Consider the following 14,628-nt stretch of genomic DNA (forward strand, 5'->3'; position numbering starts at 1 on the left):
GTCGAAGCGCTGACCAGTGCTCGGGCACGGATCGCCTTGGCAATCGTTGATGAGTTGATATGAACCCTTGGACGTGGAGCCGCGGCGCTGGATACGTGATGGCAGCGGCAATCCACCGCCTCACTTCGGCTTGAACCGCCCCGTCTTCTGCGTCGCCTCCGGATACTGTCGCGTCTCGCGCACCGAAAGCGGATGCCACAATTTCGCGCCGCCCTCGATCCCCGCGTCGTTCGATACGGTCGCCACGTTCGCCGGCAGCGAAAACTTGATGCGCGCCGCGTTGCCGCCGCCGATCCACAGCTTGTCGTAATTGACCAGTGACTCGAGAATGCCGATCACCTTCTCGACACGCCGGCTCCAACGCTTGTTGCCGATCTGCTCGCGCGCGGCCTCGCCGATGTATTCGTCGTACGCCACGCCCTTCTTGCTGACCGGATGATGCGCGAGCTCCAGATGCGGCATCAGCTCGCCATCGCGAAACATCGCGGTGCCGGCGCCGGTGCCGAGCGTCAGCACGAATTCGAGGCCGTGGCCTTCGATCGCCGCGAAGCCTTGCATTTCGGCGTCGTTGATCATCCGCACCGGCAGTCCGCCCAGGCGCTGCGCGAGCGAATCCGCGAGCGCAATGTCGTGCCATCCTTCGATGCCGAAGTGCGGCGCGGTCAGAATGCGGTTGTTGCGCACGACACCCGGAAACCCGATCGAGATACGGACGGGCCGCATCTGCTCGATGAGCGGAGCCACGAGTTGCGCGAGCGCGTCCACCAGTTGATCCGGCGTGCACGGATGCGGCGTCGCAACGCGCACGCGCTCGGTTTTCATCTGCCCGTCGGCGTCGATGATCGCGGCCTTCAGGCCGGTGCCGCCGACATCGATCGCGAGGATGTGCTCGCTGCCGCTTGTCGGCGCATTCCGTTTCACTGCGTTCTTGTTGCGTGTTGCCACGATGTCTCCCGATTGTGTTGAGGCGGTTGTGATGCGTGTCTGCGGGTTGGTTCAAAGGTGCCGCTACGACTTGCCACCGGGCGCTTTCTGCTGCAACGGGCGCCACGCGTGGCCGTCGCGCGCGAGCAGCGCGTCGGCTTCGGCCGGCCCGTCGCTGCCGGCCGCATAGCCGCGCACGGCAACCGCGCCGCCACTCCTCGGATGCAGCACGTCGTCGACCGCGCACCAGCTCGTCTCGATGCTGTCGGCGCGCTGAAACAACGTCGCGTCGCCAAACATGCAGTCGTACAGCAGCGTCTCGTAGCCGACGTTCGCGCTTTCCGCAAAGAAGTCGCCATAGTTGAACGACGACTGTACCGGACCGACCTGCATCACCGGCCCCGGCACCTTCACGTTGAAGTCGAAGCTCGAGCCGTGCTCGGGATCGATGCGAATGGTCAGCACGTTCGGCGTCAATGCGTTGACCGGCGTATCGCGGAACAGGCGGAACGGCACCGGCTTCAGCTGCACCGAAACCTCGGTGCGGCGCACCGCGAGCCGCTTGCCGGTACGCAGATAGAACGGCACGCCGGCCCAGCGCCAGTTCTCGACGAACACGCGCGCCGCCGCGTAGGTTTCCGTCGTGCTGCCGGGCGCGACGTCGGGCTCCTCGCGATAGCCCACGCCGGCTGGCCCTTTTTCGTACTGGCCGAAGACGACGTCGGCGGACGTCAGCGGCTGGATTGCGTCGAACAGCTCGGCCTTCTTGTTTCGCACGGCTTCGGCGTCGAACGAATTCGGCGGCTCCATCGCGACGATGCCGAGCAGCTGGAACAGGTGGTTCGGCACCATGTCGCGAAACGCGCCGGTCTGCTCGTAGAACCTGCCGCGCCCCTCGACGCCGATCGTTTCCGCCGCCGTGATCTGCACGCAGTCGATGTACTCGCGCCGCCAGATCGGCTCGAACATCGCATTCGCGAAGCGCACCGCGAGGATGCTCTGCACGGTGTCCTTGCCGAGAAAATGATCGATGCGGTACACCTGCGACTCCCGCGCATACGACAGGATGTGCGCGTTCAGATCGCTTGCCGATGCGAGATCGGTGCCGAACGGTTTCTCGATCACGAGACGCCGAAAGCCGCCGTTCGCGCCGTCGCCTTCCTTCAGCAGGCCGGCTTTGCCGAGCCGGTCGGTGATCGGTTTGAAAAAACGCGCGCCGACCGCGAGGTAGAAGATCGCATTTCCGCCTTTCGACTGATCGAGCTTCTGCTTCAGCTTCGCGAACGTATCGTCGGATTCGAACTCGCCCGCCATGTATTCGAGGCGCTGCGCGACCCAGTTCCACGCGTTGTCGTCGAGCTTGCCGGCGTGAAAGGTGCTGGCCTTGTCGGCGGCGAACTTCTGCAGCGAGGTATGCAGTTCGTCGCACCATTCGCGCGTTTCGCGCTCGCCGTGATTGACGCCGATGATCTTCATGCTGTCGTCGAGCAGGCCATCGACCGCGAGGTTGTAGAGCGCCGGCATCAACAGACGTTTGGTCAGATCGCCGCCCGCGCCGAAGATCACGAGCGTGCACGGCGGCGCGGGCTTCTTGCCGGCCGGCGACGACAGGGCGTCGTACCGGTTCGCGCTGAGCTTGCAGCTCAGGGCGGGCGTTGCGTTGGGTTGATCGGGAGAAGCGGAAGGGTTCGGTGTGGTCGACATGGGATTCACTTGGACCTCGGTAAGCCGATAGAACGAACGCGGCGATACATGAAAGACCACGGGCGCTGCCGCACAGTTCAATCGCGTTCGCGCGTGAGCGCGCAGCGTGCTTATTTCGTCGTCGCGGCCGCGAGCGACGGTACCGGTTCTTTCGCCACCGCCGGCGTTACCGCGGATGCAGAAGCCGCCGGCACCGGAATCGGCGCGGGCGCCAGCGCCGGTTCCCCCGCCAGCGGCACGTTGCCCGATGCCGCCATCGCGCGCGGCTGCAACAGCAATGCGACGAGCCCGGTCCAGCCGGTCTGATGCGAAGCCCCGACGCCACGACCGTTATCACCATGAAAATACTCATGGAACAGGATCAGATCCCGCGAACGCGGGTCCGCCTGCAGCAGCGGGTACGCGCCCATCACCGGCCGCTCGCCGTTTTTGTCCTTCAGGAACAGCGTGGTCGCGCGGCGCGCGAGTTCGTCGGCGATTTCGCTCAACGAGAACTTCTGGCCCGACCCGGTCGGATACTCGACGCGGAAATCATCGCCGTAATAGCGATGAAACTCGTACAGCGATTCGATCAGCAGATAGTTGACCGGCATCCACACCGGCCCGCGCCAGTTCGAATTGCCGCCGAACACGCGGGTATCGGATTCGGCCGGCAGATACTTCACGCAGAAGCTGTTGCCGTTGTGCTGGTACACGAACGGATGATCGCGATGGCAACGCGACAACGCCCGCACGCCGTGATCGGAAAGAAATTCACTTTCGTCGAGCGCGCGCCGTAACAACGCCTTCATCCGATGCCCGCGCAGCAGCGACAGCAAAAGCGCGTTGCCCTTGCCGGGCTCGTTCCAGCGCGACACCAGCTTCGCGAGATCGGGCCGATGCTCGAGAAACCACACGAGGCGCTCGCGCAAGCCCGGCAAGCCGCCGTGCAGACGCTCCTCGAGCACGTGCACGGCGAACAGCGGTATCAGTCCGACGATCGAGCGAACGCGCATCGGCATGCTGCTGCCGTCGGGCAGGCGCAGCTTGTCGTAGAAGAATTCGTCCTCGCTGTCCCACAGGCCCGTGTCGCAGCCGTCGTCGCAGCTGACCGCTTCCGCGATGTACAGGAAGTGCTCGAAGAACTTCACACCGATATCGACGAACACATGGTTCGCGTAGGCGAGTTCGAGCGCGATGCGCATCAGGTCGAGCGCGTACGCGGCCATCCACGCGGTGCCGTCGGCCTGGTCGATGTGGCCGCCGGTGGGCAGCGGCGACGAGCGGTCGAAGATGCCGACGTTGTCGAGCCCGAGAAAACCGCCCTGAAAAATATTGTGGCCGTCGGCGTCCTTGCGATTCACCCACCACGAGAAATTCAGCAGCAGCTTGTGAAACACGAGCTCCAGAAAATCGCGGTCCGCCTTGCCGGTCAGCGCGCGGTCGATCTCGTACACGCGCCACGCGGCCCATGCATGGACCGGCGGGTTCGCGTCGCTCAACGCCCATTCGTAAGCGGGCAACTGGCCGTTCGGGTGCTGATAGCGGTCCTTCACGAGCAGCAGCAACTGCTTCTTGGCGAACGCCGGATCGATCAGCGCGAACGCGGCCGCGTGAAACGCGAGGTCCCACGACGCGTACCACGGGTACTCCCACTTGTCCGGCATCGACATGATGTCCGCGTTGCACAGATGCCGCCAGTCGGTGTTGCGGCCGTGCCTGCGCGCGGCGGGCGGGCTCGGTTGCAGCGGATCGCCGTCGAGCCAGCGCTGCACGTCGTACTGGTAGTACTGCTTCGACCACAGCATGCCGGCGAGCGCCTGACGTTGCACGAGACGCGCATCGGGGTCGGTGATCTCGTGTTGTAACGCGCCATAGAATTCGTCGGCTTCGGCGCGGCGGCGCGCGATCAACACGTCGGCATCGAATGGCGCTTCATCGGTCGCCGATTGCGGGTGCCAGCGCAGATACACGACCGCGCGTCCGTGCGGCCCGAACTCGAGCGCCGCATGCGCGGCGGCCCGGGTGCCCGCGTCGTGACGGATCGCGTTCGCGTCGCCGTGCACGAGGTAGTCGTTGAAGCCGTCCTTGAACGGGCCCGCGCCGTCCATGCCGAACAGCCGCTTCACGTTGGTGTCGTTCTCGCAGAACAGCCATGCGAGTTGCGGCGCGTCCTTCGACCACGCGGTCACGACGATCGGTTCGTGCACATGGTGATGGCCAAGCAGACGCACCGAGCCGTCATGACCGGTACCGGCGACGAGCTTCGGCTTGTCCTTGTTCTCTTTCCACGACCACGAGTTGCGCGCCCAGATTTGCGGCAGCACATCGAGCGACGCCGCTTCGTCCGCGCGATTTTCGATCGTCACGCGCATCACGATGTCGTCGGGCGTGTGCTTCGCGTATTCGATCTGGACGTCGAAATAGCGCTGATCGTCGAACACGCCGGTATCGAGTACTTCATACTCTGGCATATCGCCGCCGCGGCGCGCGTTTTCGTCGATCAGGTCCTGGTAGGGATAGGCCGCATGCGGGTATTTGTACAGCATGCGCATGTAGGAATGCGTGGGCGTGCCGTCCAGATAGAAGTACAGCTCCTTGACGTCCTCGCCGTGATTGCCCTGCGAGTTGGTCAGGCCGAACAGGCGCTCCTTGATGATCGGGTCCTTGCGGTTCCACAGCGCGAGCGACACGCACCAGCTGAGCCGGTCGTCGCCGAAACCGGCGATGCCGTCTTCGCCCCAGCGGTAGGCGCGGCTGCGCGCATGGTCGTGCGGAAATGAGTCCCAGGCGGTGCCGTTCGCGCTGTAGTCCTCGCGCACCGTGCCCCACTGGCGCTCGCTCAGATACGGCCCCCAGCGCTGCCAGTGGCCGCATTCGGGCGAATGCAGTCGGGAACCTTCGATCGTGGCGAGCAGATTGGCAGCGCGCAGCGGCGGCATGAGGACGTCCTTGCAACAGGCCTGGCGGTGGGACCCACATCGTAGCGCGGTTTACGCGCCGTTGTGCTCGAACCGGGCAAGCAGACTTTCGACGCGCAGCAATTCGCCTAGCGACCAGGCCTGGAACGGCGTGCCGGCGGGCGCGTGCGGCGCGTCGCCGGCGGCGATCTCGGACAGGTGATCGAGGCCCGCGTGATCGAGATGCGCGTACAGCGGGGCGAGAAAACGCGCCCTCGCCTGCGCGAGATTATCGGCACTCGCGCCATTCACTCGCAGCCACGCTTCGACGAACGGGCCGATCAGCCACAACCACGCGGTGCCCTGATGATAGGCGCCGTCGCGTTCGCGCGGCGCGCCGCCGTAGCGGCCGCGATAGGCGGGATCGGACGGCGCGAGCGTGCGCAGGCCGAGCGGCGTCAGCAATTGCGCTTCGACCTGACCCACCACCGCGCGCGCCGCCGCGCCTTCGAGCAGCGGAAACGGCAGGCCACCGACCGCGAAGATCTGATTCGGCCGGATCGAGCGGTCGACCGTGCCCGGCACATGATCGACGTCGACGTTATCGAACAGCGCCTGGGTGGCCGGATCGACGAAGCGCCGGCGAAACGCGAGCGTCGCGCGCTCGGCAGCTTGCCGCCACTGCGGGTTCCATGCTGACGCGATTCGCAGCGCGTTGATCCACAGCGCCTGCACTTCGACCGGCTTGCCGATGCGCGGTGTGACGACCCAGTCGCCGACTTTCGCATCCATCCACGTCAGTTGCACGCCGGGGATGCCGGCGCGCAGCAGGCCGTCGTCCACGCACACGCCGATGTTGAAGCGCGTGCCGTTCGTGTAGCCGGTCAGGATCGTTTCGGCGGCCTGCTGCAGATGCGCGCGCGTTTGCGCGCCCGCATGCGGCGTCGCCAGATAGTCGTGAACCGCGACGATGAACCATAGCGACGCGTCGACCGAGTTGTATTCGGGCGCGTCGCCGTAGTCGGGGAAGCGGTTCGGCAGCATGCCTTCGGACAGCGTGCCCGACCATTCGAGCAGGATCGCTTCGGCATCGTCGAGACGGTTCGACTCGATCAGCAGGCCGCGCATCGCGATGAACGTGTCGCGGCCCCAGTCGGTGAACCACGGAAAGCCCGCGAGGATCGTGCGGCCTTCGTTGCGCGTGACGACGTAGGCGTCGGCCGAACGTTGCAGGCGCGAGCCGAGTGCGGCGCGGCGTTGTTGTTCAGTGTGGGCGAGTTGGGCGGCGTGGGCAGTGGTTTGGGGTTTGTCGTTCGCGCATTCGGTGGCGGACGTGCTCGACGCGCTCAGAATCATCACCGCGTCGCCTTCCGCGAGATCGAAGCTGAACACGCCGGGCGTCGCGAGATCTTCGCTGCAATCGAGACCGCGCTCCTGCTCGCGCACGTAGCAGAAGTTGCGATACCAGTCGGGCGCATGCGTATAGGCGCCGTTCGTCGCCGCTCGCACGACCGGCAGTCCACCATACGGTTGCCAGCTTGCGCACGATTGATCGGCGCTGACTTGCGCGCCGAAGTTGAAGGCCGGATTCACGTGATGCAGCGCATGATAGTCACGGCCCGACAGCAACGGTCTGATCTTCAGCACGGGCGCATCGAGTTCGCCGCCTTCGAGCCGCCAGCGCAATACCGTTTCGCACGTCGCTTTGCTGACGAACACGTCGGCGATCATCGCCGCGTGCGCACCGAGTTGAATGCGCCACGTCGGCCACGGCGCGGTGTCGAAGCTGGCAAGGCGGCCGCGCAGATCCGGATAGATCACGTCAGGCCCATAGCGTTGCATGGTCAACGCGAAGCGCTCGCCGCCCGCCTCGACCCACGCCTCGATACCGTTGACGAGCACCATGCGCCCACCCGGCGCGCGCGTCGCGGCTAGCAGCAGCGCATGGTAGCGGCGCGTGCGCAACATGCCGAGCGTGCCCGAAGCAAAGCCGCCGAAGCCGTCGGCTTCGAGCCATTCGTCTTCGAGTTGCGAGATGTCGATGGGTGAATCGATGCGAGTCATTGAATCGTGCCCATGCGCAAACGATAAAGCAGCAAACATAGCGCAGATGGCAGCGCCATGAACATTGATCTTCCCGATACTTTCCATTTTCTTTCGATCAACCGACGATTTATCGAAAGTTATGCCGGGCGCAAACGTTTCACAATTATTTCTTGAAAGGAATGGAGACTGCACCCGCTTTCATCGAACCGGATGCAGACATGAGAAAAATCAGTTGCATCGCGAGCGCCGCATTGCTGGCGCTTGCCACGATAGCGTTGAACGGTTGGGGCGCGGACGACTCCTCTTCCACGAGCAACGCGACGACCACGAGCCTTGCGCCGAACGACGCGGCGCAACGACCCGCAATGGCGGCAGCGGCAGCGGCGACTCCCAATGCCTCAGCGCCATTCGCGGACAACACGGCGAACAACACGGCAAGTGGCGCAGCCGCCACCGACGCGATCACGCAAAACATGCAGGCCAGTCTCGCGGCCGACAGCCAGCAGGTCGCGCCGGTCATGCGCTACGCGCCCGGCGACAGCGCGAACAACTAGTTCGCAACTGATCAGCAAGAGCAACGCGTAACCGACCACGAAACACCCCAAGGCACGCTCACGCGCGCCATTCTTCCCCTACGCAGAAGGTGATATTCGATGACATCAACTAGCCGTCGCCGTTTCCTGCAAACCGTGGCTTCATCCGCGGGCGCCGCCGCCGCGATGACCGCATTGCCCGAGTCGATCCGCAACGCGCTCGCCGTGCCCGCGTTTTCGCGCACGGGCACGATTCGCGATATCGAGCACATCGTCGTGTTCATGCAGGAGAACCGCTCGTTCGACCACTACTTCGGCCATCTGCGCGGCGTGCGCGGCTACAACGACCGCTTCCCGATTCCGCTGCCGAGCGGCCTGCCGGTGTGGAATCAGCCGTCGAAGGAAGACCCGACCAAGCCGGTGCTGCCGTTCCATCTGGACACCGCGACGACGAGCGCGCAATGCGTCGGCGATCTCGATCACTCGTGGTACAAGACCCACTACGCGATCGACGGCGGCCGCTACGACCAGTGGCCCGCCAACAAGACCGACATGACGATGGGCTACCACCTGCGTAGCGACATCCCGTTCCACTACGCGCTCGCCGACGCGTTCACGATCTGCGACGCGTACTTCTGCTCGTTGCCGGGACCGACGCACCCGAACCGCGCGTATCTGATGACCGGCATGGTCGACCCGACCGGCACGATGGGCGGCCCGCTGCTCGACAACAACGACTGGGTCGACGGCGACGGTCCGCCGAACTAACAGTTGCTGTCGTGGACCACGTACCCGGAGCGTCTGCAGGCCGCGGGCATTTCGTGGCAGATCTATCAGCAGGGCACGTCGGGCGTCGATCCGCTGAATGGCAATTACGGCACCAACATCCTGCAGAACTTCACGAACTTCATCAACGCGCAACCCGGTTCGCCGCTCTACGAGCGCGCGCAAACCGTGCGCACGATCGACGACCTGAAAGCCGACGTGCTCGCGAACCGGCTGCCGCAGGTGTCGTGGCTGTGCCCGCCGGCCGCCTACTCGGAGCATCCGAGCTACACGCCCGCGTACGGCGCCGAATACACGTCGCAGATCCTCGACGCGCTGACGTCGAACCCCGAGGTGTGGAGCAAGACCGTGCTCTTCATCATGTACGACGAGAACGACGGCTTCTTCGATCACCTCGTGCCGCCGCAACCGCCGACGACCTCCACCCAGGGCAAGTCGACGGTGACGACCGACGGCGAAATCCACAATGTCGTCAATCCGCTGCGCGGCGGCAGTTACACCGCCGACGGCTATCCGTACGGCCTCGGCCCGCGCGTGCCGATGACGATCGTGTCGCCGTGGACCAAGGGTGGCTTCGTGTGCTCGCAGGTGTTCGATCACACGTCGGTGATCCGCTTCATCGAAACGCGCTTCGGCGTGCATGAGCCGAACATCACGGCATGGCGTCGCGCGGTATGCGGCGACCTGACCACCGCGTTCGATTTCCGCACGCCGGATGCGAAGATGCCGTCGCTGCCGGACACCAGCAACTACATGAGCATGGCCGACAACCAGTGCAAGACGCAACCGAAGCCGACCGTGCCGACGACGCCGACTCCGGTCGATGCGCAGGAAGCGGGCATCCGTTTCGCGCGCGCGTTGCCGTACGAACTGCATGTGAACGGCGCGGCGAACGCGGGCAACGACACGTTCGAAATCACGATCGGCAATACTGGCGACCAGGGCGCGCACTTCTACGTGTACGCGACGAATCGCACCGACGGTCCGTGGCGCTACACGGTCGAAGCGGGCAAGTCGCTCAGCGACACGTTCGACCTGAGCACGACGAACGGCGTGTATGCATTCGACGTGTTCGGCCCGAACGGCTTCGTGCGCAAGTTCGCGGGCAACACCCAGGCGAGCACGCAAAGCACGCAGAATGGCCATGGCAACGGTCAGGGCAACAACCAACCGGCGCGGCCTGAAGTGACCGTGCAATACGACGTCGCGAATGGCAACGTGTTCCTGAAGTTCACCAACAGCGGCGGCGGCATCGCGCATCTGACGGTGATCGACAACGCGTACGGCGCGCGCCCGCGCACCGTGGTCGTGCCGGCCAATGCGCGTATCGAAGAAGGCTGGGTGCTTGCGTCGAGCCATCACTGGTACGACCTGACGGTGACGAGCAGTGACGACGCGAGCTTCTCGCGCCGCTTTGCCGGTCACGTCGAGAACGGCCGGCCGAGTATCAGCGATCCGGCTGCGGTTGCGCCGGTGCTGAGCGCGAGTTGAGGCAACCACCGCCAGCCCCGCTTACTTGCGGTCTGACTCGGCATCCTGTCCCGCCTACGTGGCGGACAGGGTGCCGATGTTTTTTGAGGCTCGTATTGAAACGCGGTGCTTAGAGACCGACGTCCGGCAGCGCCGGACGCGTGGCGAGCGCCTTGGCGACGATGTGTTTGACTTCGGCGAGCGCGTCGCCTTGCAGCGCGAGGCGCGGCGGACGCGTGACAGCGCTGCCGCGGCCGAGCAGTTCCTCGCACAGCTTGATGCATTGCACGAGGTCGGGGCGCGCGTCGAGGTGCAACAGCGGCATGAACCAGCGGTACAGCGACAGCGCTTCATCGAAACGCTTCTGCGTGGCGAGGCGGAACAGCGTCTCGCCCTCCTTCGGGAACGCGTTCGACATGCCCGACACCCACCCTTCTGCACCGACCGCGATGCTTTCGACGACGACGTCGTCGAGGCCGGCGAACAGCACGAAGCGGTCGCCCACCGCGTTGCGCAGATCGATGAAGCGTCGCGTATCGCCCGACGAATCCTTGAAGCAGACGATGTTCTCGCAGTCCTGCAGTGCGATCAGCACGTCCGGCGTGACGTCGTTCTTGTAGATCGGCGGGTTGTTGTAGATCATCACCGGCAGATCGGTGCTGGTCGCGACCGAGCGGAAATGCGCGGCGGTTTCGTGCGGCTTCGCGGAATAGACGAGCGCCGGCATGACCATCACGCCGTCGACGCCGACACGCGCGGCTTCACGCACCGTCTGCCGCGCGAACTCGGTCGTGAACTCGGCGACACCCGCGACGACCGGCACCTTGCCGCCGGCCGCGTCGCGCGCGGCCTCGATCACCTGCAGTTTTTCCGGCGTGCTCAGCGAGGTGTTTTCGCCGACCGTGCCGCAGACCACCAGACCCGACACCCCGTCCTTGACGAGATTGCTGACCACGCGGTGCGTCGCGTCGATGTCGAGCGAAAAATCCGGCTTGAACTGGGTGCTGACGGCGGGAAACACCCCGCTCCATTGGATAGCCTTGCTCACTTTGTCCGTCTCCTTCAAAAAGCCGGCCGCGCCGACACACGTTGAGTATGACGACGAGTATCGGCCTTTATCCGGAGGCGGGCTTGGGCTTTTTCGTGGCTGAAAGAGATTAAATCCGCACAACAGGCGAGGCGCCGGATCGCCGGCCGGGCGGTGCCGGCGACTTCGCAGCAAGGCGGCTGAGGCGCACGTCAGCACCGTCGCGCGAGGCGTCGAGGCGGCCCCTGGATGCCGAGTCCGGCATAGCCGTTACGCGTTTCAGGCGCCCAGCAGCACGCCCGTTCGGATCGGCAGCGTGCCGGTCACGCGACCGAGCGGCGCACCGGCCGTCGCGAAACGGATCGCGCGCCGCATATACAGCACCCCTTCGGTCTGGCTCGCGATCGTGGTCGTCTCGTCGGTCAGCGGATCGACGATATCGAACAGCGGCTGGCCGACGCGGATCTTGTCGCCGATCTTCGCGCGGTGCACGAGAATCCCGCTCACCGGCGCATAGAACTGCTCGCTGCCCGCGAGCGGCGTCGCCGGCGACAGCAGCGGCGGCAACGGCTTGGCCTCGCCCCGAATCGCGCCGCGCCACACCAGATAGTCGACGACCGCGTCGGCATCCTGCTGCGCGACTTCATACGACACGTCGCGCTGGCCGCGGCATTCGACCGTCACCGCGATCGAGCCGGTCGGCACCGGCTTGCTCGCCGGCATCTGCTGCTGCAACGTCCACCACAGCAGGCTGTGGGTTTCGTCGAATGCGCCGCCGCCCGAATCGGTCGCGAGCAACGACGCCTCCGCGCCGAGATAGCGCGACAGCGGCTCGAACTCGGCCCAGGCGGCTTCGCTCGTGTACACATGCATCGCCGCTTCGAGCGAGCAATGCAGATCGATCACGACGTCCGCGTCGCACGACAACTTCAGGAGCGCCTGTTGCAGCGACTCGAATTCGGTCAGCGGCTTCTGTTGCGCGAGTTCGGCCGCGAGCAGCTCGCGCACGATGCGGCGGTTCTCGTTCGCGTCGGCGCCGAGCGCCTCTTTCGCATTCGCGACGAGCTTTGCGAACTGCACGAAATGCCGGTTGAAGTTCCTGCCACTGCCGAGATCGAAGCGGCCGATGAACTGCCCGAGCACGTATTGACTGAGCCCGACCGGATTCGACACCGGCACGAGCACGATTTGAGCGCTCAGCGCGCCGGCTTCCTCCAGCTCCCGCAGACGCCGCTTCAGCAGCGCCGTGGTCAGCATCGCGGGCGTTTCGTCGGCATGCAGCGACGCCTGGATGTAGATCTTCTGCCCGCTATTGGCCGGGCCGAAATGAAACGACACCAGTTCGCGGTGCGTGCCGATGGCTGGCGACACAAGCGGAATCGATTGCCTGTTCATGAATGGAAAGCCGTGAAGATAATGTTGGAAATCTGGATCAATTGCCGTACGGATCGAAGTCGAAGTACTTCTTCGCGATCTGCGCATAGGTGCCGTCTTTGCGCATCGACGCGATCGCCGCGTTGATCGATGCCTGCACCGCGGTTTCGTCCTTGCGCAAGCCGATGCCGACGCCGCGATCTCCCATCGAAAGCGGCTCGCCGACAAACGCGAAGCCCTTGCCCGCGGGCGTGCGCAGGAAGCCGTAATCGGCCTCGACGGTGCCGAGCAACGCGCCGTCGAGCCGGCCGTTCTGCAGATCGGCGAACACCTCGTCCTGGCTCTTGTAGGCGACCACGTTCGCGCCGAGCGGCGTCCAGTTCTTCAGTGCGTAGCCCTCGAACTGCGTGCCCGACTGCACGCCGATCTGCTTGCCGGCAAGTCCGCTCGCCGTAGGCGCGAGCGACGAGCCTTGCCGCGCGATCAGCCGCGACTTGAACTGGAACAGCTTCGACGAAAACAGAATCTGCTGCTCGCGCTTCTCGGTGATCGCCATCGACGACAGCACCGCGTCGATCTTGCGCGCCTGCAGCGCCGGAATCATGCCCGAAAACTCGAGTTCGACCCACTGACAATGCGCGTGGATGCGCCGGCAAATCTCGTTGCCGAGATCGACGTCGAAGCCCTTCAGGCTGCCATCGGGCGCCTTCGAGTCCATCGGCGGATAGGTCGGATCGATGCCGAGGCGCAACGTGTTGGCGTCAGCGGCGAACGCGCCGCTGCTGAAAGCCAGCGCGGCGCAGAGAGTGATCAGTGGAGTTTTCATGGAAGGCGACGATGAGCGGATCAGGACAGCGTGATCGTAGGCCGCTGTGGCGCCTCAAAGAAGTCCCGTTCGGACTATCATGATCACTTTTACCGATCACCAAACCCTGACGCCATGGCATTGACGATTTCCCAGCTGCGCGCGTTCACGGCGGTCGCCGAGCATGGCAGCATCCGCGCGGCCTCGCGCGCGCTCGGCATCGCGCAAAGCGGCATCACGCAGCAGTTGCAGAACCTCGAATCGATGCTCGGCGCGACGCTGTTCACGCGCACGAATCGCGGCATTGCGCTGACCGCGCTGGGCCAGCGGCTGCTGCAGCGGGCCGGCGCGATCCTCGGTGAATGCGAGCGTGCCGAGGAGGACGTGCGGCAACTGCGCGGCGACTACGTGGGCGAGGTCACGTTCGGCATGACGACAGAGCCGCTCGTCGACGCGTTCGCGCCCGTGTTGATGGAATTTCGTGCGCGCTTCGAGCGCGTCGCCGTGCATCTGCGCACGGGCACGTCGCGCATGATGATTTCGTGGATCCGCGAAGGCACGCTGGATTTCGCTGTCGCGCTCGTATCGAAGCAGACCGACACCGCCGATCTGTCGGTCACGCCGCTCTATCCGTCCGACCCGGTGATCGTGTGCCGGCGCGGTCATCCGAAGGCGCGCGCGAAGTCGCTCGCCGAACTCGTCGATTGCACGTGGGTGACGACGCGCTCGCCGAATCTGACCGAGGAGCCGCACGTCAACCGGTTGAGCCATCTGTTCGACAGCTACGGCTTGCCGCCGCCGAAGATCGTCGCGACCGTCGAGGGCTTGTTCGAGACGCTGCACCTGGTAGCCGCGACTGACTGCCTGTCGCTCGAATCATCGGTCATCGCGAAGCGCGGACCGTTCGCGGACGTGCTGACGACGATCCCCGTGCGCGAGCGCGCGTTGCAGCAGAACGTCTGTCTGCTGCAACGCGCCGCGATTCCGCTGACCCCAGCCGCGCAGGAGTTCGCGACGATGATCGCGTCGTACGCGCGCGCGGTGCGGGCGCATTGAGCGTTGAGTGTTGAGCGTTGAACT

Annotated in this window: 9 protein-coding genes and 1 pseudogene; 3 read left to right on the plus strand and 7 right to left on the minus strand. The window is 64.9% G+C overall.

What is annotated here, in order from left to right:
- Positions 1–120 precede the first annotated feature (120 nt).
- The 4 genes from HDG33_RS16630 to HDG33_RS16645 form a co-directional block, all read right to left on the minus strand.
- A complete protein-coding gene (locus HDG33_RS16630) occupies positions 121–945 on the minus strand; it encodes an ROK family protein (protein WP_184030565.1) in 825 nt (274 codons plus the stop codon).
- Positions 946–1,008: 63 nt separating this feature from the next.
- Entirely contained in the window at positions 1,009–2,628 is a 1,620-nt protein-coding gene (zwf, locus tag HDG33_RS16635; RefSeq protein ID WP_184030568.1) for a glucose-6-phosphate dehydrogenase, read from the minus strand.
- A 110-nt stretch (positions 2,629–2,738) separates the two neighbouring features.
- Positions 2,739–5,549, minus strand: coding sequence for an MGH1-like glycoside hydrolase domain-containing protein (locus HDG33_RS16640; RefSeq protein WP_184030571.1), 2,811 nt, complete (start codon positions 5,547–5,549; stop codon positions 2,739–2,741).
- A gap of 51 nt (positions 5,550–5,600) precedes the next feature.
- Positions 5,601–7,571, minus strand: coding sequence for an amylo-alpha-1,6-glucosidase (locus tag HDG33_RS16645; RefSeq protein ID WP_184030575.1), 1,971 nt, complete (start codon positions 7,569–7,571; stop codon positions 5,601–5,603).
- A gap of 200 nt (positions 7,572–7,771) precedes the next feature.
- Here HDG33_RS16645 and HDG33_RS16650 point away from each other — a divergent pair, with 200 nt between their 5' ends.
- Together HDG33_RS16650 and HDG33_RS16655 are read left to right on the plus strand one after the other, a co-directional pair.
- Positions 7,772–8,107 (plus strand): hypothetical protein, encoded by a 336-nt coding sequence (locus HDG33_RS16650; protein ID WP_184030578.1) that lies wholly within the window; start codon positions 7,772–7,774, stop codon positions 8,105–8,107.
- A 99-nt stretch (positions 8,108–8,206) separates the two neighbouring features.
- Positions 8,207–10,363: pseudogene (locus tag HDG33_RS16655) on the plus strand (phosphocholine-specific phospholipase C).
- 109 nt (positions 10,364–10,472) lie between these two features.
- Here the strand turns inward: HDG33_RS16655 and HDG33_RS16660 are convergent.
- From HDG33_RS16660 to HDG33_RS16670, 3 genes are all read right to left on the minus strand, one after another.
- Complete coding sequence (locus HDG33_RS16660; RefSeq protein WP_184030581.1) at positions 10,473–11,390, minus strand: dihydrodipicolinate synthase family protein; 918 nt, start codon at positions 11,388–11,390, stop codon at positions 10,473–10,475.
- 258 nt (positions 11,391–11,648) lie between these two features.
- Positions 11,649–12,764, minus strand: coding sequence for a succinylglutamate desuccinylase/aspartoacylase family protein (locus tag HDG33_RS16665; protein ID WP_184030584.1), 1,116 nt, complete (start codon positions 12,762–12,764; stop codon positions 11,649–11,651).
- 37 nt (positions 12,765–12,801) lie between these two features.
- Positions 12,802–13,569: a transporter substrate-binding domain-containing protein gene (locus tag HDG33_RS16670; protein WP_184030587.1), complete on the minus strand. Its 768-nt coding sequence runs from the start codon at positions 13,567–13,569 to the stop codon at positions 12,802–12,804.
- 114 nt (positions 13,570–13,683) lie between these two features.
- Between HDG33_RS16670 and HDG33_RS16675 the strand changes: the two genes are divergently transcribed.
- The gene (locus HDG33_RS16675; RefSeq protein ID WP_184030589.1) at positions 13,684–14,604 is read left to right on the plus strand and encodes a LysR substrate-binding domain-containing protein; all 921 of its coding nucleotides are present in this window, start codon (positions 13,684–13,686) and stop codon (positions 14,602–14,604) included.
- The last annotated feature ends 24 nt before the right edge of the window (positions 14,605–14,628 follow it).

The organism is Paraburkholderia sp. Cpub6 (genome assembly GCF_014201065.1).
GTDB classification, from domain to species: domain Bacteria; phylum Pseudomonadota; class Gammaproteobacteria; order Burkholderiales; family Burkholderiaceae; genus Paraburkholderia; species Paraburkholderia tuberum.

Bases quoted from the DNA above. Each gene is read 5' to 3' on its own strand.
- zwf (WP_184030568.1), bottom strand. From the start codon at position 2,628: ATGTCGACCACACCGAACCCTTCCGCTTCTCCCGATCAACCCAACGCA.
- HDG33_RS16640 (WP_184030571.1), bottom strand. From the start codon at position 5,549: ATGCCGCCGCTGCGCGCTGCCAATCTGCTCGCCACGATCGAAGGTTCC.
- HDG33_RS16645 (WP_184030575.1), bottom strand. From the start codon at position 7,571: ATGACTCGCATCGATTCACCCATCGACATCTCGCAACTCGAAGACGAA.
- HDG33_RS16650 (WP_184030578.1), top strand. From the start codon at position 7,772: ATGAGAAAAATCAGTTGCATCGCGAGCGCCGCATTGCTGGCGCTTGCC.
- HDG33_RS16665 (WP_184030584.1), bottom strand. From the start codon at position 12,764: ATGAACAGGCAATCGATTCCGCTTGTGTCGCCAGCCATCGGCACGCAC.
- HDG33_RS16670 (WP_184030587.1), bottom strand. From the start codon at position 13,569: ATGAAAACTCCACTGATCACTCTCTGCGCCGCGCTGGCTTTCAGCAGC.
- HDG33_RS16675 (WP_184030589.1), top strand. From the start codon at position 13,684: ATGGCATTGACGATTTCCCAGCTGCGCGCGTTCACGGCGGTCGCCGAG.